This is a genomic window from Georgenia sp. AZ-5, from assembly GCF_043952095.1.
Taxonomy (GTDB): domain Bacteria; phylum Actinomycetota; class Actinomycetes; order Actinomycetales; family Actinomycetaceae; genus Georgenia.
Window position 1 is genome coordinate 54,987 of sequence record NZ_JBINOU010000001.1, and the last position, 24,465, is coordinate 79,451.

Below are 24,465 nucleotides of genomic sequence, written 5' to 3' on the forward strand. Positions count from 1 at the left end.
TTGTGGTCGAGTCATCGGGCCAACCAGCCGCCGTCGACGGCCAGTACCTGCCCGTGCACGTAGATGGCCGCCGGGGCGGCGAGGAACACGACGACGTCGCCGATGTCGTCGGGAGTGCCCCACCGTCCGGCGGGGATGCGGACGGAGAGCTGCTCGAGCCGCACGCGATCGTTCATCAGGGCGGTGTTCATGTCGGTGGCGAAGTAGCCGGGCGCGACGGCGTTGACGTTCACGCCCCGGCCCGACCATTCGTTGCACAGCGCCTTGGTCAGCTGCGCCACGGCACCCTTCGAGGCGGCGTACGCGGGGATGGTGATCCCGCCCTGAAAGCTGAGCAGCGAGGCGAGGTTGACGATCTTGCCGTCGCCCCGCTCGAGCATGGGTCGCCCGAAGAGCTGGCACAGCTGGAAGACGGCCCGCAGGTTGACGTCGAGCACCCGGTCCCATACCTCGAGGGGGAAGTCTGCGGCCGGGGCTCGCTCCTGCGTTCCGGCGTTGTTCACCAGGATGTCGATGCGGTGGACGGCGAGGACCTCGGCAGCGACGGCGTCGATCCCGTCGGGGTCGAACAGGTCCAGCGCGTACCAGGACAGCGTCCGGCCCAGGCCCTCGGCGTGGTCCCGCAGGTCTGCGGGCACGTCTGAGCGGGAGAGGATGACGACGTCGGCGCCGGCGCCCAGCAGCGCCTCGGTGATGCCCCGGCCGATGCCCCGCCCGCCCCCGGTGACAACGGCGGTGCGGCCGGTCAGGTCGAAGGGCCCGCTCATGCGTCGGCCCTCGCGGCGTCCGGGGTGACGAGGACCTTGAGGCAGTCCTCGCCGGCCGCGGCCGCGACGTACGCCGCGGCGACGTCGTCGACGGCGTAGGCGCGGGTGGGAAAGCGCCCAAGGTCGAGGGCGTCCTCCGCGATGAACGCGATGGCACGCTCCACGTCGGCGGCGGTGTAGACGCGCACCCCCACCATGGTCTGCTCCTTGAAGTTGATGTCGCGCAGGTCGACGGCGGCGGGCTGCTTGTAGACGCCCACCACGACGATCCGGCCGCGCACACGGGTGGCGGCGGTCAGCTGGGCCGCGACGGCCGGGTGCCCGGCGCTGTCGAACGTGGTGTCCGCACCCTCCCCATCGGTCAGCGGTGCGAGTAGCTCGGCCGCGGTGGCGCCCTCGGGGACCGTGGTGAATCCGTAGGAGGCGGCGACCTCGCGGCGCCAGGCGCTCGGCTCGGCGACGACCACCTGGCCGGCCCCGGCGTGCCGGGCGACCAGCGCCGTCAGCAGGCCGATGGGTCCCGCGCCGAAGACGGCGACGGTGTCGCCGGCCTCCATGCCGGACATCTCCACCGCGTGCACGGCGACGGCGAGCGGCTCGGCCAGGGCCGCAGTCCGCGGGTCCACGCCGTCGGGCACGGTGTACAGCACCTCGGGCGGCAAGGACACATACGCAGCCATGGCGCCGGGCGCGTCGATGCCGTAGAGCCCGAGCGACCGGCACACATGCGAGTGGCCCTCGCGGCACGCGCGGCAGGTGCCGCAGGAGATGAGCGGGCGCACCGCCACGAGGGTGCCCTCGGGAAGGCCCGACGCCCCGGGCTCGGCGATCCAGCCGGACATCTCGTGACCGGGGACCAGGCCGGGGCGCGCCCGTGGGTGCTTGCCGTGGTAGATGGCCAGGTCGGTGCCGCAGATCCCGTTGTAGGCGACCTTGACAAGGGCCCAGCCCTCGGGTCGCTCGGGCAGCGGAACCTCCTGCGGCTCGACGGTGCCCGTGGCCGCCCAGACGGCGGCGGTCATCGTGCTCATGCTCGGCTCCTCGCTCGGGTCGCGACGTGGACGGCGTTGCGCCCCGGGGCCCCGAGGACCTCGGGGTTGACGATGTTGCGCGGGGTGCGGCCGGCGCACACGTCGAGCACGTTCTCGATCGTCCGGCGCTTGAGCTCGCCGTAGGACTCCTCCGAGTACCACGCCAGGTGCGGGGTCAGCACCACGTTGTCGAAGGTGGTCAGTGGGTGGTCGTGCGGCAGCGGCTCGTGCTCGTGCACGTCGATGCCGGCGCCCGCGATGGTGCCCGCCCGCAGCGCGGCGACCAAGGCGGACGTGTCGAGGACGCCGCCCCGCGAGGTGTTGACGATGATCGCGTCGCGCCGCATGGTGGCCAGCTCGCCGGCGCCGATCAGCCCGCGGGTCGTCTCGTCGAGCGGGGTGTGCAGGGAGAGCACCTGGGAGCGTTCGAGCAGCTCGGGCAGCGAGACCGTGGCCACGCCGTGGTAGGTGGTGCCCGGTTCGGAGCGGGCGTCGTATCCGATCACCTCGTAGCCGAGGCCGGCCGCCTTCCGGGCGGTGGCGCTGCCGATACGGCCCATGCCGAGCACGCCGAACACCCGCCCGGCGATCGTGTGAAGCGGCCGCACGGCCGGCAGGTCGAAGCGCCCTGCCCGGACCCCACGGTCCAGCCGGGGGATGCCGCGGGCCACCGCCAGCGTGAGCCCGATCGCGTGGTCGGACACGGCCTCCGTCCCGTAGTCGGGGACGTTGCAGACGGCGATCCCGCGGGCGGTGGCGGCGGCGACGTCGACCGAGTCCACGCCGACGCCGTAGCGGCCGATGGCGCGAAGGCCCGGGAGCGCGTCCATGATCTCGCCGCTGATGCTCGCGTACTGCACAAGGATCCCGTCGGCGTCGGCGCAGTTGGCTACCAGCTCGCCGGCACTACGGGATTGGGTGATGAGGAGCTCGGCTCCCCGCGCGTCCGCCTCCGCCTGCTCGACGGCGAAGGAGTCGTGGTCACACTCGGTGACGGTGATTCTCATCGGGCCAGCCACCCCCCGTCGACGGGGAGGACGACGCCGTTGACGTAGTCGGCGGCGCGCGAGGCGAGGAAGAGCACAGCGCCGGCGATGTCGGTCGGGAGCGCCCAGCGGCCCGCCGGGATGCGGTCGATGATGCCCTGGCTACGGTCGGCGTCGGCGCGCAGGTCGGCGGTGTTGGCGGTCGCGACGTAGCCCGGCGCGACGGCGTTGACGTTCACCCCGCGCCCGGCCCACTCGTTGGCCAGCGCCTTGGTGAGCCCGGCGACCGCGGACTTCGAGGCGGTGTACCCAGGCACGTTGATGCCGCCCTGGAAACTGAGCATGGACGCGGTGTTGATGATCTTGCCGTGGCCACGCTCGAGCATGGTGCGTCCCACCTCCCGCGAGAGCACCCAGGTGGCCCGGAGGTTGATGTCCATGACAACGTCGAAGTCGGCGTCGGAGTGCAGCGTGGCCGGCGTACGGCGGATGGTGCCGCCGTTGTTGACGAGGATGTCCACCTCGCGCGCAGCGAGGTCAGCGGCCAGCGCGGCCACCGCGTCGCGATCCGCGAAGTCGGCCCGCAGCGGCGTGAATGTCCGGCCGGCCTCCTCCACAGCGCTGCGGACCTCGCTCGGGCCGGTGGGCATCGAGTTCGAGACACCGACGACGTCGGCGCCGGCCCGCGCGAGCGTCGTGGCCATGGCTAGGCCGATGCCCTGGTTCGCGCCGGTCACAACGGCCAACTCGCCGTCGAGGCTGAACAGGTCCACCAGCGTGGTGGAGACGAACGTTCCTGTGTTGCTCATGGTGCTTCTTCCTGGGTGGGCGCCGGTCAGCGCGGTCGGTACCCGAGCGCCGCCGAGATCGCGGAGGCCGTGGCGAGGACGTCGGCGGACATCGCTTCGACCTGCTCGGGGGTGTGCTCGAGAGCGAGGGTGGAGATGGAGACGCCGTACTTGACGACGCCGGTGTGGTCATGGATGGGGGCGGCTACGCACGCCACGCCGGGCACGTTCTCCTCGCGGTCGAGGGCGTAGCCGTGCTGCCGGATCCAGGCCAGCTCCGCCCGCAGCTGCGGCAAGGTGGTGATGGTGTGCTCGGTGCGAGGCGCCAGGCCCGCCCGGGTGACGAAGCGGGCGACGGCGTCCTCGGGCCACGAGGCGAGGATGACCTTCCCGATCCCGGAGCTGTGCATGGGGATCGTGTGCCCGACCCGCGACGGCATGCGGTACGGCTTGTCGGAGTCGGTGCGCACTAGGTAGATCACCTCATCCCCGTTCGCGGCGCCGACGTGCACGGTGCAGTGCACGTTCTCGACAAGCTTGTCGACGAAGGGCTGGGCGATGGCGGAGATGTCGATGCGCTCCAGGGCGTGCCCGGCCATGGAGAGGATCTTCGGGCCGGGCATGTACCCACCGGCGCGGTCCGCCACGAGATAGCCGTGGTCGATGAGGGTGGTCAGGATGCGGTGTGTCGTGGCCTTGGCCAGGCCGGTCGCCTCCACCACGTCCGTGAAGCGGCGGTGGGTGAGCGCGGCCTCGAGCACGAGCAGGGTCTTCTCGCTGGCGTTGGCCGGGCCACGGCGCCCCGGCGCGTTGACGTCTGCCACGCTGTCGGGGCCGAACGCCTCCGCGGCCTGTTCCGTACTCATCCCGATCTCCCCGTCCGCGCCGAACCCTCAGCGCATGTCAGCGATGGCGAAGCCATCCATGTCCTCGAACGCCTGATTCTCCCCGGCCATGGCCCAGACGAAGGAGTAGGAGGCGGTTCCGACGCCGGAGTGGACGGACCAGCTCGGGGAGATGACGACCTCGCGGTCGCCCACCACGAGATGGCGTGTCTCGCCCGGCCGACCCATGAGGTGTACGACGCGGGCTTCGGCCGGGAGGCCGAAGTAGAGGTAGACCTCGGTGCGGCGGTCGTGGGTGTGCGCCGGCATCGTGTTCCACATGCTGCCCGGGTGCAGGGTGGTGACTCCCATGACCACCTGGCAGCTCCTCACCCCGTTCTCGTGGATGTACTGGTTGAGGGTGCGCCGGTTCGACGTGAGCGGGTCCCCGAGCTCGCGGGTGGTGCCCTGGCCCGCTTCGACGAGACTGGTGGGGTACGCGGTGTGCGCGGGCGCGGAGAACAGGTAGAACCGTGCCAGGTCAGCGTCGCCGGCGGAGGTGAACGTCACCTCGACAGCACCGCGGCCGACGTACAGGCACGAACCCGTGGTGAGCGTGTGCTCGATGCCGTCCACCGTGACGGTGCCCGTGCCGCCCACGTTGACGATGCCGGCCTCGCGGTGGTCGAAGAAGTTGTCGCTGCGGATCTCGGGGAAACCGGGCAGGGTCAGCGGCTCGCCGGCCGGTGAGATGCCGGCCACAACCACGCGGTCGTGGTGGGTGTAAACCGCCTTGACCTCACCGTCGGCGAAGAGGTCCTGCACGAGGTAGCGCTCGCGCAGGCCGGCGGTGTCCATGCCCGGGATCTGCTCCGGGCTGGTCGCGTACCGCTGTTCCATGACGATCCTTCCGTTCGGGTGCGGGGTGCCGGTCATCGGCTTCCCCGATGGGGTCGTGCAGGGCCGGGAGGTGGGCGTCCGCCCGGCCCAAGTGCCGGGAGAGGTCAGAGGAGGCCGATCAGGCCGGGGAGCCACAGCGAGAGCTGCGGCACGAAGGCGACGATGACGAGTAGGACGACGAGGGCGACGAAGTACGGAACAAGGTTTCGGATGACGTCCTCGATTCGGCGGTCGGAGACCTTCGCCCCGACGAACAGCACGGGGCCGACGGGTGGGGTGATAGTGCCGATGCTGAGGGCGAGGATCATCACCATGCCGAAGTGGATGGGGTCCATCCCGAAGCTGGAGACGATGGGCAGAAAGATCGGCACGAAGATCAGCACCGCGGGCGTGGGGTCCATGAAGCAGCCGATGACCAGGGTGGCTACGAGGATCAGGATGAGCAGCACCGTGGTGTTGTCAGTGAGCGCGAACATCGTGTCGGCGACCATCGCCGGGATGCCGGCGAAGGACATGACCCAGGACATGATCGTCGAGACGCCGATGAGGAACATCACGACCGACGTGGTGACCGTGGCGGTGTAGAGGATGCCCTTGAGGTCCCGGACCTTGATGGCGCGGTAGAGGAACGACAGCACCAGGGAGTAGACCACCGCGACGCAGGAGCCCTCGGTCGGGGTGAAGTAGCCGGCGAGGATGCCGCCGATCACCACGACGATGAGCAGCAGCGCGGGGACGGCGTCGAGGATGATTCGCGCGCGCATGGCCCAGTTCGGCTGGTCGGCAACGCGTAGCTGGGACCTCTTGCGTGAGTACAGGTGCACGATCAGCATGCAGACCACCGCCCAGAGGATGCCTGGCGCGTACCCGGCCACGAAGAGTGTCGCGATCGAGGTCGAAGAGACCAGCGAGTAGACGATCATCAGGTTGCTCGGCGGGATGAGCATCCCGGCCGGGGCGGAGGCAATGTTCGTGGCCGCGGCGAAGTTGCGGTCGTACCCCTCCTTCGCCTGCATCGGCGCCATGGTCGAGCCCACCGCGGCGACCGCGGCGACGGCGGAGCCCGAGACGGCGCCGAAGAGCGCGTTCGCGGCGACGTTCGTCTGGGCGAGGGAGCCCGGCATGCGGCCGACCAGGACCTTAGCGGCGTTGATGAGCCGCAGGGCGATGCCGCCGTTGTTCATGATCACGCCTGCGAGCACGAAGAACGGGATGGCCAGCAGGGAGAAGCTGTTGATCCCCCGGAACATCTGCTGCGCCGAGGTGAGCAGGCCGTTCTCGAACCCGAGGGCGGAAACGGCCGCGAGGGCCGACGACAGTCCCACGGCGACAGAGATCGGTGCGCCGAGCAGCATGAGGACCGCGATGCCGACGACCAGCACGGTACCGGCGAGAGTTGCGACGTCCATGGTGTTCGCCTCCTAGATGACGTCCGGCTCGACGTCCTCGACCGCGCTCTCGGCGCGGGTGGAGATCGCCACCAGGTGGTAGAGGGTGTAGAAGGCCACCAGCACGCCGGAGACCGGCAGGGCCAGGTAGAGCCAGCCGACGTTGACGGGCAGGCCAGTGAGGTTCTGGTTCCAGGTCAGCTGGGAGACCCGCCATCCGCCATAGACCAGGACGAGTACCGCGAAGGCGAGGATCGCGAACTGCATGGCGAGCGCGACCACCCGGGCGAGGCCGTCGGGGAACTTCGATATCACGAAGTCGACGGCGATGTGGCCGCGCTCACCGAAGACCAGCGCCGCACCGAAAAGGCCCAGCCAGATGAAGAGATACTTCGCGAGTTCTTCGGACCACCCGCTGGGCTGGTCCAGGACAAGGCGGGTGAACACCTGCCACGTCACGTCGAGGACGAGGACTCCGAACAGCACCACGCAGAACCAGGTCAGCACGCTGTCGAGCGTCTCTTTCACTTTTCTCATGGCCGGGACCTCTCCGGTTCGGCAGGTCACTCGGCGCCGGCGCGGACGGCCTCGTAGAGGGCCTTCTGCGTGTCGGTAGTGAGCGATTCCTCGATCAACGGCGTGAGGGCGGCACGGAAGGCGTCGGCGTCGACCTCGTTGAACTGCGCTCCGGCCTCCTTCGCCGCGGCGACGGACTTCTCGACCTCCTCGCCCCAGTACCCCGCCTCGGCGTCGATGGCGGCCGCAAGCTCCTCGGTGAACACGGCCCGGTCCTCCTCGGACATGCCGTCCATTACGGCGGGGTTGACGACCAGGTAGTCCGGGAACATCAGGTGGCGCGTGTAGGAGTAGTAGGGCGCGATCTCGGCGTGCTTGAGGTTGGCGTAGATCGACTCGTTGTTCTCGCCGCCGTCGATGACGCCGGACTGGATGGCGGTGTAGACCTCGCCCTGCCCCATGGGCGTTCCGGTACCGCCCATCAGTTCCATCATCCGCAGGTTGGTGTCGGACTCGATGACGCGGATCTTCATGCCTGCCAGGTCCTCGGGCGTCTCGATCGGCTTCTCGCCGTTGTAGACGCTGCGCACGCCGCCGTGGAAGCCGACGAGCACCCGGACCCCGGAGTCCTCCATGGAGGCGAACAGCTCACCCGTGATCTCCGGGTCGTTGACCGTCTTGCGCTGGTGCTCCTGGGAGTCGAACGTGTACGGCAGGTTGAAGACGACGAAGTCGGGGTTGATGTTCTCCAGCAGCGAGCCCGCCACCATCGCCATCTCGATGGAGCCGGCCTGCACCAGCTCCAGGGTGTCCTTCTGCGTGCCGAGGGTCTCGTTGGGGTAGACCTGCAAGTCGTAGCGGCCCTCGGTGCGCTCGGAGATCCGGTCGCCCATCTCGTCGACAGCCTTGTACTGCGGGTGGGTCTCCGTCTGGTTGAAGGCCACCTTGAAGACCTTCGCGCTGTCCTCGTTGACGCCGGCGCCTCCCTCCTCGCCGCTCCCCGAGCCGCAGGCGGCGAGGACGAGGGTTGCGGGGGTGACCGTGGCCAGGATCGAAACGACCTTGTTCCGTCGCATGTGTGCTTCCTTCTCTTCGCCCACCTTCGGTGAGCTCGCTCGTCGCACCGGTGGTGCGGCCCGCGCGCGTCGTAGCGCTCGGAGACGGGTGCGCGCTGGGCGTATCCGTACCCGGGTCGACCTGCCCGTGCTGGGACTGTCAACATCATTGTGAGGTCCTGCTGCCGGAACGATGTTCCGTGGCACGGAACTATGGCGGAGGCCGGAGGCGATGTCAAGTGGCTCTCCGCTTGCACGAGCCCCCTGTCAGTGCGCGCAGAGGGATCTCCCCAAATCTGCGCACTGAATCTCGTGTAGTTCCACCGCTGAGGCCAAGCCCCCTCGACGATGAGGGTCTCCGACCGTTTGCCATGCGCCTCGAAGGAGGCGACCTCGGGCTGGCACGGCGGGACGACATCGACGCGAGGCCCTGACCTGCGGCGTGCAGGTAATCCACCCTCCCCTCACCGTCCGTGGCCCAGGGCACGCCGGGAGGGAGGCACATCGCGTTCTCCGGCGGCGCGAGATACAGCCCCACCACGTCGGTGACCTTGGCGACCAGCTCGGGATCGGTCGAGAACTTGAAGGTCTCCTCGCGCCACGGCTGCACCCCGTACTCCCGCCAGGCCCGGGCGACCGTAGCGTTGCCGACGCCGAGGTGACGGGCCAGCAACCGGGACGGCCAGTGCGTCACGCCGTACTTCTTCGGCGGCGGCGCCAGCGTCACCGCCACGACCCGGCGGTGGTCGACGCTCCGCGGCCGACCCGTGCTGTGCGTGGACGAGAAGTCCCAGATCCAGGCGCTGGACCGGACCGCCCCGATGTTGCCCATGCAGCCCGGGCTGCCGGAGCGGCGTACCCACGACTACGTCCGGCACGGGACCTCGACGCTGTTCGCGGCCCTGGAGATCGCGACCGGGAAGGTCACCGCGGCGTGCAAGCCACGCCACCGCCACACCGAGTTCCTGGCCTTCCTCAAACAGGTAGCTCGCGCCTATCCCGACGACGGGACCGGGCGCGAGCTGCACCTGGTGCTGGACAACTACGCCACCCACAACAAGGCCGAGGTCCGCGCCTGGCTCGAGCAGCACCCGCGCATCCACGTCCACTTCACCCCGACCGCCGGCTCCTGGCTCAACCTCGTCGAGGTCTGGTTCGGCATCATCGAGCGCCAGGCCATCCACCGCGGCAGCTTCGCCTCCGTCAAGGACCTCGACGCCAAGATCCGCGCCTTCATCGACGGCTGGAACGACCGCTGCCACCCATTCGTCTGGACCAAGACCGCAGAAGAGATCCTCAAGAAGGCGAACCGTCAGACCACTTCAAACACGGGCCACTAGAGGCGCACGCCCACGCCGCACCTGAGTGCCAATCGCCGTTGGCCCGTCTGTCCTGGCTTTCTCACCCTCGGCATCGGGCTCGCCGCTGACGTCGTGGTCGACGTCGACTGCGGCCATGCCCCCCGCACCTCTCACTCGTCAACCGCCCGCCCGCCGAACTCGTCGTCGACCACGAACGGAAGAGCCCTGACCCAGGTGCTGACCTAGCCGCTCGCCCCGGCCCAGGCCCCACACCGCGAGAGCGGCACGCACGCCGCAAGCGCCGCAAGAAGGCGCGCGGGGACCGGTTGGTGCCAACACCGGGAAGTAACTACATTCCCCCGACCCCAATCCGAGGGGCTCGACGCCCGCGAGCGCCCGAGTCCGCAGCAGATCGAGACCAAAAGCGATGAGCAAACGGTGCGTTGCGAGAAGAACGAGGGGCCCTGACCCGCGTTTCCGCTGGTCAGGGCCTCGCTGTGCGCCCGGAGGGACTCGAACCCCCAACCTTCTGATCCGTAGTCAGATGCTCTATCCATTGAGCTACGGGCGCGTGGCCGCTCGGGCCGTCTTCGACTCTACCGTGCCCGGCAGACCCGATCCAATTCGGGAGGCGTGAGGGTGGTCACGGTGCCCCCACAGACGGGTCGGCCTCCGGGGTCATCGCCGGTACCTCCGCGAAGGAGTACGGGGGCCACGGGCCCAGGTAGCGGATGCGCGCCGCGGGCTGCTCCTGCTGGATGGCCGCGAGCTCGAGCCCCACCCTCTCCATGTTCTCGCGCCGCACCAGGACGGCCACGGTCAGCACCGCGACGGTGCCCGGCTCGGTCCGGGCGCTGCGGTTCTCGGTGAGCTCGTCCGAGATAACCGCGAGGCGGCGACGGTACTCGGGGTAGAGGTCGTCGGCGACCCTGTCGGCGATGTCCCGCTCGAGCTGGTCGAGCTTCTTGCGTAGCAGGCGCTGGACGCCGGCCGGCCGGCCGTCCATGTCGGCGAGCAGGTTCTGGGCGTCCGGGTGCTGCTCGGCCAGCACGTGCGGGTCCAACGCGATCTCGACCCGCAGCTCCACGCGGTCGCGAAGCCGGTCCAGCCGCTCCCCCAGCGCGGCCGCGCCGCGGGCGAGCCACTCCTGGAGCCGCTGCTGCGCGGAGGCATCCTCGGCGGCGGCGACGAGGACGTTGAAGCTGACCGGCAGGACCGTGCCCGCGCGCTCCCAGGCCCGCTCGATGACGTCGCCGTGCTCGAGCACCCACCGCTTGACGTCGTCGTCCGCGCCCTCGTACGGGGCGCCGGAGTGCCGGTGGACCACCGCCGCCACGTCACCGGAGGGCACCAGCTCCAGCGAGGTGCGGTCGATGCCGGTGCCGAGCTCGCCGGTCGTCGCGGCGGGCACGATCGCGTACACGTAGAGACTCTCGGCCGTCACATTCCCTCTTTCCTGACCTCCTCGGCCCACCTCGCCGGATTCACCAGCTTGTCCACCACCTCGTCGACGACGTCGTCGAGGCCCCGGCGCAGGTCCGCCACCGAGGTCGTCAGCCCGTGGTCGCGCTTGATCTGGTCCAGCGCCTCGTCCAGCTCCAGCAGCGCCTGCCCGAGCCGCTCCTGCTCCTCCTCGGTCAGCTCACCGCCCTCGAGGCGCCGGATGGCCTGGCTCTCCAGGGCCTCCTCGATCACCTCGACGAGCGTGATCACCAGCGTGAGCACGCCGTTCTTCAGGCTCTGCTCGTCGATCTTGAGGGTCATCCTGCACCTCCCGGTTCCGGCGGCTGCCCCTCCGGGCCGCCGCCCGCCATGCGTCGGAGCCGGCCCAGCCAGTGGGCCGTGTCGTGGGTCGCCAGCCGCACGTCGCCCGAGCGGGACCGTACGACGAGCACGTCGGAGTGGCCGACCGGCGTGCGTCCCGCCTCGACGTCGACGGCGGTGAGCGCCTGCGGGCGCAGCCGGACGGCGGGCCGGGAGTCGAGCGGACCCTGCCACGTCAGGCCGTCGGCCTCGTCCAGCGTGGCGGCGCCGCCCCGCCACAGCGCGCCGCCGGCCCGTTCCTCCAGGTACCACACGTGCCCCTCCGCGAGCGGCCGGCGCCTCGTCTCGACGACGGCGGCCCGGGAGCCGGCGTCGCCCACGCCCTGCTCGCGGAGCAGCTCCCGCAGCCGCTCCGGGGCCGCGGCGGAGAGGACCGTCTCGCCGGCCGGGGTGGTCACGTGCAGCCGCGCCCGGTCCTCGCCGCCGATGCTGCGCTCGGTGCGCAGGTCGAGCGCGGTGATGTCCTCGAGCGGCGACTGCCACAGGATCTCCTGCGGGTCCCGCCGGTAGGCGATCAGCCGCCGCGTCGTCAGGTAGACGGTGCCGGGGCGCCAGGTGCGGTACGGCTCCTCCTGCAGGTGCCCGCCCGCCATCCGCGCCACGATCTCCTCGCCGTCGGCCAGGGGCACGTGCCGGGAGATCGACCGGCGCACCCAGGCGCGGGTCTGCTCGTCCCAGCTGCGCATCATCCCGTACTCGAGCATCGTCTCGATGCCCGCGATGGTGGCCCGCAGGTTCACGCCGATGAGGGGAATGTCCGCGACGGTGATGATGAGGTCCAGATCGAGGTAGACGCCCTTGTTGAGCAGCACCTCGAGCAGGTCGGGCAGCGTGGCGCGGAGGTCGCGCGTGGGCTGGAGCCCGGCCTGCGGAGCGGTGACTGCGCCACCCTGCTCACTCATCGGACCCGGCGGCCTCCCGACGCTTCGCCGCGGCGCCGGCCCGTGACCGGTCGTCCCCGGACCTGGCCTCGGTGACCTCGCCCTGCTCACCAGCCTCGACCTGCCCGCGCTCCTCCCGGGCGCGGACGGCCCGCGCGCTCTGCCACCCGCACCACGGGCAGTACTCGTCCAGGAGCTGGGCGGTGGGGGCCGTCTTGCCGCAGCTCGGGCAGGTCTCCTTCGGCTCGATGGCGTTGCGCCACGCGACCGTCTCCGTGTTGGTGCCCGCCGGGAACTCCAGCCCGTACTTCGCCGCGGTGTCGAAGGACGCCAGCGCGGCGCGGATGCGGATGCCGAGCAGCTCTACGCCCGCGACCGAGACCATGATGTCGGCGTTGAGCACCAGGCCCTTGTCGAGGAGCGTCTCGATGACGTGCACGAGCGAGCCGTCGCGGTCCCGCTGCGGTTCCATCGCCCCGCCACGCCCGCTGACCACGCTCATGCCTGACGACCTTCCTCTGCGTCCTTCACCGGACTGCCGGCGCGGCCCGTCCCGGCGCGTTCCCTCACTCGTCCCGGACCTGTCCGCGCACGTACCGCGTGCCGCGCCTGTAGGAGACGAGCTCCCCCTCCTCGTCGAGCTCGATCCGGTACTCGGCCATGATGTCGGCCGTGCTCGGCACGTGCGGGTCCTCGAGGACCTCCAGGCCGACGGCCCAGCCGTTGTCGTCGCGCTCGACGCCCACCACGGCCTCGATGCGGCGGTTGGTGAGCTCCGCGAGCTGCTCCACCGCCGCCGCCGCGGCCCGGCGTGCGGTCAGGCGGGGCGGGCGCTCCTCGCGCTTCCCGTCCGGCGGCGACGCCTCCGACGAGGAGGTCCTTCCGCCGTCCTGCGGGCTCTGCTCGCGTCCCTGCTCGTCCTCCGTGGTGGTCCTGCCTTCCTGGCGCCCCTGGGTGCTTTCGTCCGACGGCTCCCTGCCGCCGCTCGACGGCTCCCTGCCGCCGTCCGACGGCTTCCTGCCGCGGTCCGGCTGCTCCTCGCCGCCGTCCGCCTGCTCCTTGCCGCGCTCCGACCGCTCCGCGCCGCCGGCTGCCTGCTTGCCGTCCTCCGCGGTTGCGGGCCGGCGCGGGGCCGGCCGGTCCCCGGCGTCGTTCCTCCCGGCTCCCTCCCGACGCTCGTGGGGGTCCCCGTGCTCGGGACGCTCGCCCTGCCCGGACGACGCCGCCCGGGCCTCGCCCCGCTCGGAGTGCTCGGCCGGCCTGCGCGCCGGCTTGGAGCCCGTGCCCTTCGGCCGCTCCTCGGCCGGGCGGCGCTTCTGCTGGCCACCTTCCGTGCGCTTGGCCGGCTGGGCGCCCTCGCGCCGCGGACGCTCCCGCGTCCCGGTGTCCGACTCGCTCATCGTTGCCCTCCTTCCCGGCTCCTGCGGTTCGCCTCGAGGAGCCTGGCGATGAGCTGCTCCTCGCGGGCGGCGGCCTCGTCGCCGGTGAGCTCGCCGGACTCCCGCGCACGGGCCACGGCGTCGAGCTCCCGGCGGATCGTGCCGGCGTCGTAGTACTGCCGCTCTGCCTCGTCGCGCACCTGTTCTGCCACCCAGACGGTGCCACGCACGGGTGCCAGCGGGAGCGACAAGATGTTCCAGAGGAGCCCCATGCCGCTCACGCCTCCACGAAGTCGTACGGGGCCTGGGGACCCACGAGCCGGAACGTGGCGCGGTCCTTCATCCGGGCCGCGACGTCCTCGACGGCGTCCTCGAAGCTGGTGATCTCGTTCCGCCTGACCAGCACGGCGGCCTCGAGGACGTCGTCGACCTGCCCGGCCTCCCGGGGTCGCAGCTCCTCGGCGTAGCGGGTCAGGTCCGCAGTGATGGCGGCCGCGTCCGTCGAGCGCTTCTCCTCGAACCCGCGCACGACCAGCTCGCCGAGCCGGATCCTGTCGTAGTAGGACGCGTCCTCGGGCTTGCCCGCCGTGGACTCGCGGAGCTCGCGGATCTCGGGCTGCTCGGCCACCAGCTCCGCGATGACGGCTTCCTGGACGTAGCGCACCTGCAGCGTGAACTGCACCGCGTCCGAGAGCCGCCGGAGGTCCTCGACGTACCGGTCCTCGTGCTCGGGCAGGACCTCCTCGCGGAGCACGTCGACGTCGGGGACGACGGTCGCGAACCTCATCGGCAGCACCGGGCACGCCGCGGCCACGGTGTCGAGGACGAGTGCGTGCGCGCGCATCTCGTCGGGGAGCCCGACGACCTCGGGCTCGGGCAGGTCGGAGACCAGCACGCCGACGTGGCCCATCGGTTCCAGGCGCACCGGGTGCCCGCCGAGCCCGTTGAGGTCGGCGGGCACCTGGGCGTCGGCCGGGACGATGCCGTAGACGTACTGGTTGAGCTCGGTCGCGCCGGGGTCAGCGGCTGTCATGAGGACGCCTTGTCCGCGCTGCGACGGCGCGTCCTGTCCTCCTCGCCGCCCTGGTCCTCGTCGCCGGACCGCCGGCTCGTCAGGGCCTCCTTCGCCCCGGAGAGAACGCCGCCGGTCTTGCCGCGGGCCCCCGCGTTGGTCATTCCTTCGACCAGCTCGGGCAGGTCCTTGCCGCCCTGGGCCTGGAGGTCCAGACGGTTCGTCGCCTCGGCGAACCGGAGGAACGTGTCGACGCTGGCGATGACGATCCGGGCGTCGACGGTCAGGATCTCGATGCCGACCAGGGACACCCGGACGAACGCGTCGATGACGAGGCCCTTGTCCAGGATCAGGGCGACGACGTCCGCGAGGGAGCCGCCCTGCGGCCGGTCGACGTAGCCGCCGCGGCCACGCGTGGTCGTGACGCTCACCGGGTCCTCCTAGCCGGCTGGGGCTCCGCCTCTTCCTCGGCCTCGCCCTCCTCTGCCTCGCCCTCTTCGTACTCCTCCTCGGGCTCGCCCTCCTCTGCCTCGCCCTCGGCATACTCCTCCCCCTCGGCCCCGGCCTCCTCGGGCTCCTCCTCGTACTCGTCGCCGGCCTCGGCCTCTTCCTCCTCGGCCCGGGCCCGCTCCTCCTCCTCGAGGACGTCCTCGTGCGTACGCACGATCTCCTTGTCGTGGATCTCGGCGTGGTACCCCTCGAGGTCCTCCGGATGGAGCACCGCCTGGGTCATCACGTACCGCTGCCAGAACTTCAGCTCCAGCCGCATCCGGCGGTTGGCGGCGCGCCAGATGTTCGCCGTCTTCTCCATGAGGCCCTGCGGGTGGTACTCGAGGATGACCGCGATGCGGGTCAGCTCCTCGCCCAGCGGCTGGAAGGTCACGGCGCCGCTGATGTGCCCCTTGCGCCCGGTGGAGTCCCACACGATGCGCTTGTAGGGCACCTGCTCCTTGATGGAGGTCTCCCACTCGCGGTGGGACCAGAAGACCTGCCCCTTGAACTTGACCTTGCCGTCGTCCTTGTTGAGCTCGGCGTGCTCGAGCTTCTTCATGAAGTCGGGCCAGCGGTCGTACTCGGTCCACTGGTTGTACGCCACCTCGACGGGTACGCCGACGTCGAAGCTCTCGACGAAGTTGTTGAACTTGAACTTCTTGCCGCCCTTGCCCTTGCCCTTGCCGCCGCCACCGAAGACGCCCTTGACCTTCTCCTTGACGCCGGTCGCGGCGGCGCTGAGGCCGGCCTTGACCGGGGACTCACCCTCGGCCATCTTCTCGGCGGCCTTGCCGGCCGCCGCCGCCTTGGCGGAGACGCCGTCGCCGTCGCCACCCTGCTCGCCCTCACCCGCGCTCGGGGCCTTCTCCCCGCTGGCATAGGCGGTGAGGCGATCGGCGACGCCCCCGACGCGGTCCGTGAGCTTGTCGACGGCACGGCCGCCGAGCGCCCTGGCGAAGCCGCCGGCGGACCCCTTCAGCGCGTCGATCGGCAACTTTCCCGTGCTGGTTCCTGACTCCTGAGCCGTCTTGCTTTCCATCAAGCTGCTCCTTCACCTTCGCCGATCCGTCGACCGTGACCTCGTTGCCGTCAGCGCCTGCTCACGGGGCGGGCCTGGTGGGCGCCATGCGCTTGGGGGCCGCCTTCTTGCCGCCGCTCGCCGGCTTCTTCTTCGGCGCCGCCTTGGCCGCCTTGGGCTTGGGTGCGGGCTTCGGCTCGGGCTCCGGCTCTGCCTCCTCGGCGGCAGGCTCGGCAGCTTCTTCCTCGGCCGGCTCCTCAGCCTCCGCCTCCGGCGCCGCCTCTTCTTCCTCGGCGGGCTCCTCAGCCTCGGCCTCGGGCTCGCCGGCCTCTTCCTCCTCGGCGGGCTCCTCGGCCTCGGCCTCGGGCTCCGCGCCCTCTTCCTCCTCGGCGGGCTCCTCGGCCTCGGCCTCCGGCTCGCCCTCTTCCTCGTACTCCTCTTCCTCGTACTCCTCCGCGGGCTCCTCACCCTCCGCCTCAGCCTCGGCGCCCTCTTCCTCCTCAGCCTCGGCCTCGGGCTCAGCGCCCTCTTCCTCCTCGGCGGGCTCCTCGGCCTCGGCCTCCGGCTCGCTCTCTTCCTCGTACTCCTCCGCGGGCTCCTCACCCTCCGCCTCAGGCTCGGCGCCCTCTTCCTCCTCGGCGGGCTCCCCGGCCTCGGCCTCCGGCTCCCCCTCTTCGTACTCCTCCGCGGGCTCCTCACCCTCCGCCTCAGCCTCGGCGCCCTCTTCCTCCTCGGCCGGCTTCGCCACGCCCGCTGCCTGCTGCGCCACGCCCTTGACCCGGCCAGGCACCGCAGCCGTCTCCTCGGTGACCCCTTGCGCCGCCTTGCCAGCACCCTTCGTCACGTCCTCGGCGGCCTCACCGGCGCCTTCTGTTGCGCCCTCGGCGGTCTCGGCCGCACCCGCGGCCTGCTCACGCAGCGGCGCCTGGAGCTTCTCGGTGCGCTCCTGCAGGTTGCTGGTGAGCGACTCGACACCCCTCGTCGCGGCGGCCAGCGCTGCGACCCTGGTCGCCTCGGTGAGGCGCCCGGTGACCTCCTCCGTGAGCCTCTTGACCTCGGGCGACTCGAGCACCGAGCCCAGCGCCGAGGTGAGGCCCTCACGGTTATCGCTCAGTTTTCGCGCACCGACACTGGTGGCGAGCGTGAGCGCCAGCTTCATCTTCTTGGTCCGCCCGAGCAGGTATCCGCCCAGGAGCAGACCGGCGAGCTTGAGCTTGTCATCCATCGCGTATCCCTATCCCCCCACGGTTCCGGCCAAGCACATCCACCCCGCGTGTGCAGGATGTCACAGGCCCCTCACCACTGCGCGACGAGTGTCGATTGGCACCGGCCGCACCTCATCAGGTCTTCTCCAGGACACCGCAGTTACAGGCCGCACGCATCCGCAGACGAGGCTCGGCCAGGGGGAGCCATGGTGCGCCGAAGCCGGATCGCCGGGATCATCAACGGATCCGGCTCGGCGCTCGGTGCCGGAGAAGTGGGGTGCTGGACGCGGACGACGGCGTGGGCGGGCGGCCAGCCGCAGACGACGGCGTGGGCGGGCGGCCAGCCGGGCACGGGCGAGACGCCGTCAGGCAGCATCGCCCCCTGCAGCTGGGCGGCCGCTCACGCATCCCGCACCTGCCCGAGCCGCGGGCGAGCTCACCCTCGACCCCACACGCGACTACCACCCGACAACGGAAAAGCCCGGACCCACAAACGTGGGTCCGGGCTGTCCGGGATGTCTTGCGACATCACAGAGCGGAGACGGTGGGATTTGAACCCACGGACGGGTTGCCCCGTCACGGCCTTAGCAGGGCCGCGCACTAGACCTGACTATGCGACGTCTCCAAGTCCATCGGACAGGTTACCTGGCGCGGTCGCCCTGGCCAAAAACGGGCGCCTGCGCCATGGACACCCGGCGCATCCGCCCCAGCCTCGTGACGAGCGCCGGTCCCTGGCTTGGCACCTGTGACGCAGCCACCGGACAGCCTCGCCCGCCGGGGCCGCGCACGCGGAGGGCAAGGGATTCGAACCCTTGGTGGGTCGCCCCACAACGGTTTTCAAGACCGTCACATTCGGCCGCTCTGTCAGCCCTCCCTGCCGTGCGCCACGGTCCGCAGGCCGTGGTGACAGCGCCGTCCAGTCTACGGGCGCCCCATCGCCGGTCCGTCGCCGTCGGCCGGGCGCGCCGCGGGAGGCCCGCCGCCGCGGTGATCGCACCCAGGCGCCCCACTGCTCGGCGAATCGCGCGGATCGCGCCACAACTGGGGCCAGAGTGACGACGGGACGCCGCGCCGCGGACAACCGACCTGCGCAGACGCTCCCCGGCCGATACCAGTTGTGGCGCGATCCGCACGCCACGCTGCCGTCATGCCCCGCGAGGGCGTCCGGCGACACCAGCGTCGTGGCCAGGCGTCGCCGCACGAGATGACACCGACCCAAGGTGGGCGGCCACAAAGAAGCCCCGGCCCCCACCCCGCGTGGCCCGCGCGACCGCCCGGCACGGCTAGGCCAAGATGGGCCCATGCGTGCCATTACCGTCATCGCCGACCAGGAACTCGAGCTCGCCGACGTCCCCGACCCCACGCCGGGTCCCGGGGAGGTGCTCGTGCGGGTGGCCGCCACCGGCGTCAACCGCGCGGACGTGCTGCAACGCGCCGGTCACTACCCACCGCCGCCCGGGACCAGCGACGTCATGGGGCTGGAGGTCTCCGGCACCATCGCCGCCCTCGGCGAGGGCGTCACGGCCTGGCGGGAGGGCGAGCAGGTGGCCGCCCTGCTCGCCGGCGGCGGCTACGCCGAGCTCGTCGCGGTGCCGGCGGGCCAGCTGCTGCCCGTCCCCGCGGGTCTGGACCTCGTCGACGCCGCGGCCCTGCCGGAAGCCGTCTGCACCGCCTGGGCCAACCTCGTGCAATCCGGCGGGCTGACCAACGCGGACACGGTCCTGGTCCACGGCGGCTCCGGCGGCGTGGGCTCGGCCGCCATCCAGCTCGCCGCCGCGCTGGGCGCCCGGGTGCTCACCACCGCCGGCGGTCCCGAGCGCGCCGCCCGGTGCCGCGAGCTCGGCGCCGACCTCGCGATCGACTACCGCGCCCAGGACGTCGTCGAGGAGGTCGAGCGCGCCACGGACGGACGCGGCGTCGACGTCATCCTCGACGTGCTCGGTGCGGGGGGCCTGCCCGGCAACGTGCGCATGCTGGCCACCAACGGGCGCCTCGTCGTCATCGGCACGCAGAAGGGCCGCAAGGGCGAGCTCGACCTGGGGCTGCTCATGACCAAGCGGGCCAGCATCCACGCCGCGACGCTGCGCGCCCGCCCGCTCGAGGAGAAGGCCGCGGTGGTCGCCGACGTCCGCGAGCGCGCCTGGCCGCTGCTCGACGACGGCCGGCTGCGTCCCGTCATCTCCCACCGCGTCCCGCTGGCGGAGGCGGCGCGGGCCCACGAGCTGCTCGAGAACGGCCAGGTCTTCGGGAAGGTCCTGCTCCTGCCCTGACGAGGCGGGGCGGCGCCCGCCCCGGGCAGTCCACCGCTCCCGCCGCTATCCCTTGACGGACCCGGCGAGCAGCCCCTTGACGAAGTACCGCTGCAGGCTGAAGAACACGACCAGCGGCACGATCATCGAGACGAACGCGCCCGAGGTCAGCAGGTGCCAGTCCTGCCCGCGCGAGCCGGCCATCTCGGACAGCCGCGCCGTGAGCGGCTGGATCGCGTTGTTCCCGCCGGAGAAGGTGAGACCGACCAGCAGGTCGTTCCACACCCACAGGAACTGGAAGATCGCGAAGCTCGCGATGGCCGGCACCATCAGCGGCAGCATCACCCGGAAGAACACCGTCACGTGTCCGGCGCCGTCCACGCGGGCGGCCTCGATGAGCTCCCGGGGGATCTCCGACATGAAGTTGTGCAGCAGGAAGATCGCCAGCGGCAGGCCGAAGGAGGAGTGCGCCACCCAGATCGGGAGGAAGGGGAACGCCTCGGCCAGCGCCGTCCCGGAGAAGATGCGCAGCAGCGGGATCAGCGCCATCTGCAGCGGCACGATCTGCAGCGCGAAGACGATGACGAAGACGGTGTCCCGGCCCTTCCACCGCAGCACCGAGAAGGCGTAGGCCGCCATGGTCGCCACCACGAGCGGGATGAGCGTCGCCGGCACCGTGATGGTCAGCGAGTTCATGAAGAAGTTGGACAGCTGACCGGTGGAGGCCCGGCCGAACAGCACCGTCTCGTAGTTCGCCATCGTGAACGACGGGTCGGTGAAGAACGTCCACCAGCCGCTCGTGCGGATCTCCCCCTCCGGCCGCACGGAGCTGATGAGCAGCCCCGCGGTGGGCAGCGTCCACACCACCGCGATGAGGATGGCGACGACGGAGCCGGCCTGGCTGGTCAGCATCGCCTTGGCGCGGGAGGCCGAGGAGACGCGCGGGCCGCGCAAGTCCCGCCGCATCGGGTCCGGCAGGGACGACCTCGGCTCGAGGGTCGCGACGGCCGGGTTGGCCGGGGTTATGCCGCTCATGCGCCACGCACCTCCCTGTTCCGCAGCATCTGGCGGACGTTGAAGACGATCACCGGGACGACCAGGACGAAGATGACGACGGCGAGCGCCGAGCCGACGCCGTTGTTGCCGAAGGTGAAGGACTGGTCGTACATCTGGTTCGCCAGCACCTGCGTGCCGAACCGGGCCCCGGTCACCGTGCGGGTGATGTCGAAGATCTTCAGCGTGGCGATCATGATCGTGGTGACCACGACGACGAGCGTGGGCCGGATTGAGGGCACCGTGATGCTGCGGAACATCTGCCACGAGCTCACGCCGTCGAGCCGGGCGGCCTCGATGATGTCGGCCGGGATGGCCTTGATGGCCGCGGAGAGCAGCACCATCGCGAACCCGGCCTGGATCCAGATCATGATGACGATGAGGAAGAACGTGTTCCACGGCCCGTCCTGCAGGAACCGCACCGGCTCCAGGCCCAGGCCGGTGAGCAGGGCGTTGAGCAGGCCGATCTGGTCCTGCTCGGCGCCGCGGTACTCGTAGACGAACTTCCAGATGATGCCGGCGCCCACGAACGAGATCGCCATCGGCATGAACAGCAGGGACTTCGCGACCTTCTCGAAGCGCTTGCCGTCCACCAGGATGGCGTAGAGCAGGCCGACGGCGGTGGAGACCAGCGGCACCAGGGTCACCCACCAGAAGGTGTTGACGAAGGACTGGATCGACTCGGGGTTGGTGAACACCCACTCGTAGTTCTCCAGCCCGACCCAGGTCTCGGACCGGCGGTCCATGAACGACATGAGCATCGTGCGGATCGCCGGGTAGATCAGGCCGACGCCCAGCAGCAGCACCGCCGGGCCGGCGAAGACGAGCAGCGTCCAGAAGCTGCGGCTGCGCCCCGCGAACCTGTCCGCGGTGCGCGCGACCGCCATGAGGGCGATCACCACCGCGGCGAAGACGAGTACGGCCAGCACCATCTGGCCCGTCTTCGAGTACAGGAAGAAGTCCATGTCACGCTCCCCGGCCGTGGATGGGTGGGGCGCCGGGGGTGCGGCCTGCTGGCCGCACCCCCGCGCCGGGTGGTCAGCTGGTCAGCTGGCCGGCCAGGACGCCTCGATCTGGTCCAGGACCGTCTTGGTGTCCGCGCCGTCGATCCACTGGGTCATGCCGGTCCAGAAGGACCCGGCGCCGACCTCGGAGGGCATGAGGTCCGAGCCGTCGAAGCGGGCGACGGCGTCCTCGTCCTGCAGCAGCTCGATCGCCAGGCGCAGCACGTCGGAGGACGCGAGCCCGGGGTCGACCGCCTTGTTGGCGGAGGTCACGCCGCCGATCTCGACGCGGGTGTTCGCCCACTCGCCCGAGGCCATGAAGGCCTGCACGGCCTGGGTGGCCTCCTCGTCGTTGAAGGCGCCGACGAACTCGCCGCCGGTGAGCAGCGGCTTCTCGTCCGCCGTCTTGCCGGGCAGGTAGAAGGCGAAGACGTCGCCCTCGGGGCTGACGTCGGTGTCCTCCGGCCACTGCGCCTCGTAGAACGAGGCCTGGCGGTGCATGTAGCACTCGGCCTCGAGGATGGGCAGTCCGCCGTCGTTGAAGGAGGTGGTGGCGATGGACCGCGAGTCGCCGATGCCGCCGTTGACGTAGTCGTCGTTCTTCAGGATGGAGCCGGCCATGTCGGTGGCCTCGACGATCTGCGGGTCGTTGAAGGGCACCTCGTGGCTGACCCACTGGTCGTACAGCTCGCCGCCGCCCTGACGCAGGACCATGTCCTCGATCCAGTCGGTGGCCGGCCAACCGGTCGCGCCGCCGGACTCGATGCCCGCGCACCACGGCTTCACGCCGGTGGCCGCGATCTCCTCGGTCAGGCTCATGAGCTCGTCCCAGGTCTCGGGGACCTCGTAGCCGCCCTCCTCGAACGCGCTCGGGGAGTACCAGACGAAGGACTTCACCGACGCCATGAGCGGCGCGGCGTAGAACTCGCCGTCGACGGTGCCGTAGGCCTTCCAGTCCTCGGACCAGCCCTCGTCGACCTTCGCCTCGACGGCGTCGGGCGCGGGGACGAGGTAGCCGTCGTCGACCATGCGGGCCAGCAGGCCCGGCTGCGGGAAGATCGCCAGGTCGGGGGCGTTGCCGCCCTCGGCCTGCACGACGACCTGCTGCTCGAACTCGCCGGAGCCGTTGTGCTCGACCGTGATGCCGGTGCACTCGGTGAACTCGGAGAAGGAGTCCTGGAGCTGGTCCGCCTCCGTCTCGCGGATGGAGGAGAACAGCGAGACCGTCTCGCCGTCGAACGCGCCGTACTCCTCGAAGGCGGAGCAGTCGGCGTCGCTGCCCTCGCCGGCGGCCGAACCGCCGCCACCCAGGTCGTCGGCGCCACAGGCGGAAAGCACCATGGTGAGGGCGGCGGCACCGGCCAGGGTGGCCACGCCCCGCTTCTTGGACGTCCTCTTCATCGCGGAACTCCTCGTCACGTCATCGTCACGCGAGCGCGGCAGCGCTCCCGTCGGCCTACCCAACCACCGCGCGGATGTGATTTCCGACGCAAACGTCCCGTCGGATGTAACGGTTCTGCAACAAAGCAATCGGGGGCCCGATCTCGCCATCCGGACGGCGGGTGGTGCAGGTCCCGGTGCGGTGCCATCGGCCGGACCGGCGGCCGTCGCCGGGGGCGACCCGTCGATCCGTCAGCCGGGCCCCGGTCCTGCTGCCACACTCGGCGCCATGGCTGCGGCGGCAGGGCCGGTCCTCGGCACGCGCGTCCTGGGTAGGGCGACGCTCGAGCGGCAGGGCCTGCTGCGCCGTGCGCCCGGGGGCGTGCACGCGACGCTCGAGCGGCTGGTGGGCCTGCAGGGCCAGGTCCCCCAGGTGCCGTACACCGCGCTGTGGGACCGGCTGGAGGGGTTCGACCCCGAGGAGCTCTCGGCGGCGATGGCGGACCGGTCGGTGGTGCGCGCCACGCTGATGCGCGGGACCCTGCACACCGTCACATCCGAGGACGCGCTGGGGCTGGCGCCGCTGATGGCGCCGGTACTCGCCCGGGCGTTCGGGTCCACCGCCTGGGGGCAGCGGCTGCGGGGCGTGGACCTGGAACCGGTGCTCGCGGCGGCGCGCGAGCTCGTGGAGGAGCGGCCGCGGACCCGCGCCGCGCTGGGCCAGGCGCTCGGCGAGCGCTTCCCGGAGCTGGACGGTGGGTCGGTCGCGTACGCGTTCAGCTACCTGGTCTCTACCGTGCAGCCGCCGCCGCGCGGGCTGTGGCGGCGCAGCGGCCCCGCGGCCCTGACCACGACGGAGTCGTGGCTGGGGCAGGCGCCCGCCCCGATGCCGGCGCAGACCCTGGTGCGGCGCTACCTCGGCGCGTTCGGGCCCGCGACCGTGATGGACGTGCAGGCCTGGTGCGGCCTCACCCGGCTGCGCGAGGTCACCGACGGCATGGACCTGCGCCGGTACCGCACGCGCGACGGCGCCGAGCTCCTGGACCTGCCGGACGCCGCCCTGCCGGACCCCGACGTCCCCGCCCCGGTGCGGCTCCTGCCCGAGTACGACAACGCGCTGCTCGGCTACGCCGACCGCTCCCGGGTGGGCGCCGGCCGCGCCGTGCGCTGGCCCGAGCACGGGCCGGGCGGCGCGATCGGCACCGTGCTCGTCGACGGCCTGGCCGCCGGGACGTGGGTGCTGCGCCGCCAGCCCCTCAAGCTGCAGGTGACGCCGCTGTTCCCGTTGGCGGCGCCGGAGCGGGACGAGATGACCGGCGAGGGCGTGGCGCTGGCGGCGTTCCTGCGCCCCGGCCGCGAGGTCGCCGTGGAGGTGCGATGACTCGGGCGTTCGCCGGGCGATGACCACCGGC

General features: G+C 71.2%; 24 protein-coding genes, 3 tRNA genes and 2 pseudogenes. 3 read left to right on the top strand and 26 right to left on the bottom strand.

Translation table 11 applies throughout. From position 1 onward, the window contains the following. Window positions 1-11 precede the first annotated feature (11 nt). From ACF0H8_RS00310 to ACF0H8_RS00355, 10 genes and pseudogenes are all read right to left on the bottom strand, one after another. Entirely contained in the window at window positions 12-767 is a 756-nt protein-coding gene (locus ACF0H8_RS00310; protein WP_395287006.1) for an SDR family oxidoreductase, read from the bottom strand. Next, window positions 764-1,798 (bottom strand): zinc-binding dehydrogenase, encoded by a 1,035-nt coding sequence (locus ACF0H8_RS00315; RefSeq protein WP_395287007.1) that lies wholly within the window; start codon window positions 1,796-1,798, stop codon window positions 764-766. Before ACF0H8_RS00315 ends, ACF0H8_RS00310 begins: the two co-directional genes overlap by 4 nt. Then, a complete protein-coding gene (locus ACF0H8_RS00320; protein ID WP_395287008.1) occupies window positions 1,795-2,805 on the bottom strand; it encodes a C-terminal binding protein in 1,011 nt (336 codons plus the stop codon). The genes ACF0H8_RS00315 and ACF0H8_RS00320 overlap by 4 nt, the downstream gene beginning before the upstream one ends. Continuing rightward, complete coding sequence (locus ACF0H8_RS00325) at window positions 2,802-3,593, bottom strand: SDR family oxidoreductase (RefSeq protein ID WP_395287009.1); 792 nt, start codon at window positions 3,591-3,593, stop codon at window positions 2,802-2,804. Before ACF0H8_RS00325 ends, ACF0H8_RS00320 begins: the two co-directional genes overlap by 4 nt. 26 nt (window positions 3,594-3,619) lie before the next feature. Further along, on the bottom strand, window positions 3,620-4,438 hold the full coding sequence (locus tag ACF0H8_RS00330; RefSeq protein ID WP_395287010.1) for an IclR family transcriptional regulator: 819 nt from the start codon (window positions 4,436-4,438) through the stop codon (window positions 3,620-3,622). 27 nt (window positions 4,439-4,465) lie between these two features. Next, window positions 4,466-5,296, bottom strand: coding sequence for a 5-dehydro-4-deoxy-D-glucuronate isomerase (gene kduI / locus ACF0H8_RS00335; protein ID WP_395287011.1), 831 nt, complete (start codon window positions 5,294-5,296; stop codon window positions 4,466-4,468). A 104-nt stretch (window positions 5,297-5,400) separates the two neighbouring features. Continuing rightward, window positions 5,401-6,705 (bottom strand): TRAP transporter large permease, encoded by a 1,305-nt coding sequence (locus tag ACF0H8_RS00340; RefSeq protein WP_395287012.1) that lies wholly within the window; start codon window positions 6,703-6,705, stop codon window positions 5,401-5,403. A gap of 12 nt (window positions 6,706-6,717) precedes the next feature. Further along, window positions 6,718-7,221 (bottom strand): TRAP transporter small permease, encoded by a 504-nt coding sequence (locus ACF0H8_RS00345; protein WP_395287013.1) that lies wholly within the window; start codon window positions 7,219-7,221, stop codon window positions 6,718-6,720. Between the two features lie 26 nt (window positions 7,222-7,247). Beyond that, window positions 7,248-8,276, bottom strand: coding sequence for a TRAP transporter substrate-binding protein (locus ACF0H8_RS00350; RefSeq protein ID WP_395287014.1), 1,029 nt, complete (start codon window positions 8,274-8,276; stop codon window positions 7,248-7,250). Window positions 8,277-8,751: 475 nt separating this feature from the next. Further along, a pseudogene (locus ACF0H8_RS00355) lies at window positions 8,752-9,024 on the bottom strand (IS630 family transposase); the annotation flags it as partial. Here ACF0H8_RS00355 and ACF0H8_RS00360 point away from each other — a divergent pair. After that, window positions 9,023-9,595: pseudogene (locus tag ACF0H8_RS00360) on the top strand (IS630 family transposase); the annotation flags it as partial. The pseudogenes ACF0H8_RS00355 and ACF0H8_RS00360 overlap by 2 nt on opposite strands. Window positions 9,596-10,054: 459 nt before the next feature. On the opposite strand, the gene ACF0H8_RS00365 reads toward ACF0H8_RS00360, so the two are convergent. The 13 genes from ACF0H8_RS00365 to ACF0H8_RS00425 form a co-directional block, all read right to left on the bottom strand. Then, window positions 10,055-10,127 (bottom strand) — tRNA-Arg (locus tag ACF0H8_RS00365). Window positions 10,128-10,199: 72 nt separating this feature from the next. Continuing rightward, the gene (locus ACF0H8_RS00370) at window positions 10,200-11,000 is read right to left on the bottom strand and encodes a GvpL/GvpF family gas vesicle protein (protein ID WP_395287015.1); all 801 of its coding nucleotides are present in this window, start codon (window positions 10,998-11,000) and stop codon (window positions 10,200-10,202) included. Further along, on the bottom strand, window positions 10,997-11,320 hold the full coding sequence (gene gvpK / locus ACF0H8_RS00375; RefSeq protein WP_395287016.1) for a gas vesicle protein GvpK: 324 nt from the start codon (window positions 11,318-11,320) through the stop codon (window positions 10,997-10,999). The genes ACF0H8_RS00370 and gvpK overlap by 4 nt, the downstream gene beginning before the upstream one ends. Then, window positions 11,317-12,282, bottom strand: a complete 966-nt coding sequence (gene gvpJ / locus ACF0H8_RS00380; protein WP_395287017.1) for a gas vesicle protein GvpJ — start codon at window positions 12,280-12,282, stop codon at window positions 11,317-11,319. The genes gvpK and gvpJ (ACF0H8_RS00380) overlap by 4 nt, the downstream gene beginning before the upstream one ends. Next, entirely contained in the window at window positions 12,275-12,763 is a 489-nt protein-coding gene (locus tag ACF0H8_RS00385) for a gas vesicle protein (RefSeq protein WP_395287018.1), read from the bottom strand. Before ACF0H8_RS00385 ends, gvpJ (ACF0H8_RS00380) begins: the two co-directional genes overlap by 8 nt. A gap of 64 nt (window positions 12,764-12,827) precedes the next feature. Next, a complete protein-coding gene (gvpO, locus tag ACF0H8_RS00390; RefSeq protein WP_395287019.1) occupies window positions 12,828-13,661 on the bottom strand; it encodes a gas vesicle protein GvpO in 834 nt (277 codons plus the stop codon). Beyond that, complete coding sequence (locus ACF0H8_RS00395; protein ID WP_395290783.1) at window positions 13,658-13,912, bottom strand: gas vesicle protein GvpG; 255 nt, start codon at window positions 13,910-13,912, stop codon at window positions 13,658-13,660. Before ACF0H8_RS00395 ends, gvpO begins: the two co-directional genes overlap by 4 nt. 5 nt (window positions 13,913-13,917) lie before the next feature. After that, window positions 13,918-14,673, bottom strand: coding sequence for a GvpL/GvpF family gas vesicle protein (locus ACF0H8_RS00400; protein WP_395287020.1), 756 nt, complete (start codon window positions 14,671-14,673; stop codon window positions 13,918-13,920). Further along, window positions 14,670-15,083, bottom strand: coding sequence for a gas vesicle protein GvpJ (gvpJ, locus tag ACF0H8_RS00405; protein ID WP_395287021.1), 414 nt, complete (start codon window positions 15,081-15,083; stop codon window positions 14,670-14,672). Before gvpJ (ACF0H8_RS00405) ends, ACF0H8_RS00400 begins: the two co-directional genes overlap by 4 nt. Beyond that, window positions 15,080-16,183: an SRPBCC family protein gene (locus tag ACF0H8_RS00410; RefSeq protein ID WP_395287022.1), complete on the bottom strand. Its 1,104-nt coding sequence runs from the start codon at window positions 16,181-16,183 to the stop codon at window positions 15,080-15,082. Before ACF0H8_RS00410 ends, gvpJ (ACF0H8_RS00405) begins: the two co-directional genes overlap by 4 nt. A 61-nt stretch (window positions 16,184-16,244) precedes the next feature. Further along, complete coding sequence (locus tag ACF0H8_RS00415) at window positions 16,245-17,387, bottom strand: hypothetical protein (RefSeq protein ID WP_395287023.1); 1,143 nt, start codon at window positions 17,385-17,387, stop codon at window positions 16,245-16,247. 516 nt (window positions 17,388-17,903) lie between these two features. Further along, window positions 17,904-17,992, bottom strand: a tRNA-Ser gene (locus ACF0H8_RS00420). A 164-nt stretch (window positions 17,993-18,156) separates the two neighbouring features. Continuing rightward, window positions 18,157-18,241: transfer RNA gene (locus ACF0H8_RS00425), tRNA-Ser, on the bottom strand. Window positions 18,242-18,668: 427 nt separating this feature from the next. On the opposite strand from ACF0H8_RS00425, the gene ACF0H8_RS00430 reads away from it, so the two are divergent. Beyond that, window positions 18,669-19,637 (top strand): NAD(P)H-quinone oxidoreductase, encoded by a 969-nt coding sequence (locus tag ACF0H8_RS00430; RefSeq protein ID WP_395287024.1) that lies wholly within the window; start codon window positions 18,669-18,671, stop codon window positions 19,635-19,637. A gap of 45 nt (window positions 19,638-19,682) precedes the next feature. Here the strand turns inward: ACF0H8_RS00430 and ACF0H8_RS00435 are convergent, their stop codons facing one another. From ACF0H8_RS00435 to ACF0H8_RS00445, 3 genes are all read right to left on the bottom strand, one after another. After that, a complete protein-coding gene (locus tag ACF0H8_RS00435) occupies window positions 19,683-20,651 on the bottom strand; it encodes a carbohydrate ABC transporter permease (protein ID WP_395287025.1) in 969 nt (322 codons plus the stop codon). Continuing rightward, complete coding sequence (locus ACF0H8_RS00440; RefSeq protein WP_395287026.1) at window positions 20,648-21,634, bottom strand: carbohydrate ABC transporter permease; 987 nt, start codon at window positions 21,632-21,634, stop codon at window positions 20,648-20,650. Before ACF0H8_RS00440 ends, ACF0H8_RS00435 begins: the two co-directional genes overlap by 4 nt. Before the next feature lie 81 nt (window positions 21,635-21,715). Continuing rightward, window positions 21,716-23,074 carry an ABC transporter substrate-binding protein gene (locus tag ACF0H8_RS00445; RefSeq protein WP_395287027.1) on the bottom strand — a complete coding sequence of 453 codons (1,359 nt, stop codon included), beginning with the start codon at window positions 23,072-23,074 and terminating at the stop codon, window positions 21,716-21,718. A 268-nt stretch (window positions 23,075-23,342) separates the two neighbouring features. Between ACF0H8_RS00445 and ACF0H8_RS00450 the strand changes: the two genes are divergently transcribed. Beyond that, window positions 23,343-24,434 carry a winged helix DNA-binding domain-containing protein gene (locus ACF0H8_RS00450; RefSeq protein ID WP_395287028.1) on the top strand — a complete coding sequence of 364 codons (1,092 nt, stop codon included), beginning with the start codon at window positions 23,343-23,345 and terminating at the stop codon, window positions 24,432-24,434. The last annotated feature ends 31 nt before the right edge of the window (window positions 24,435-24,465 follow it).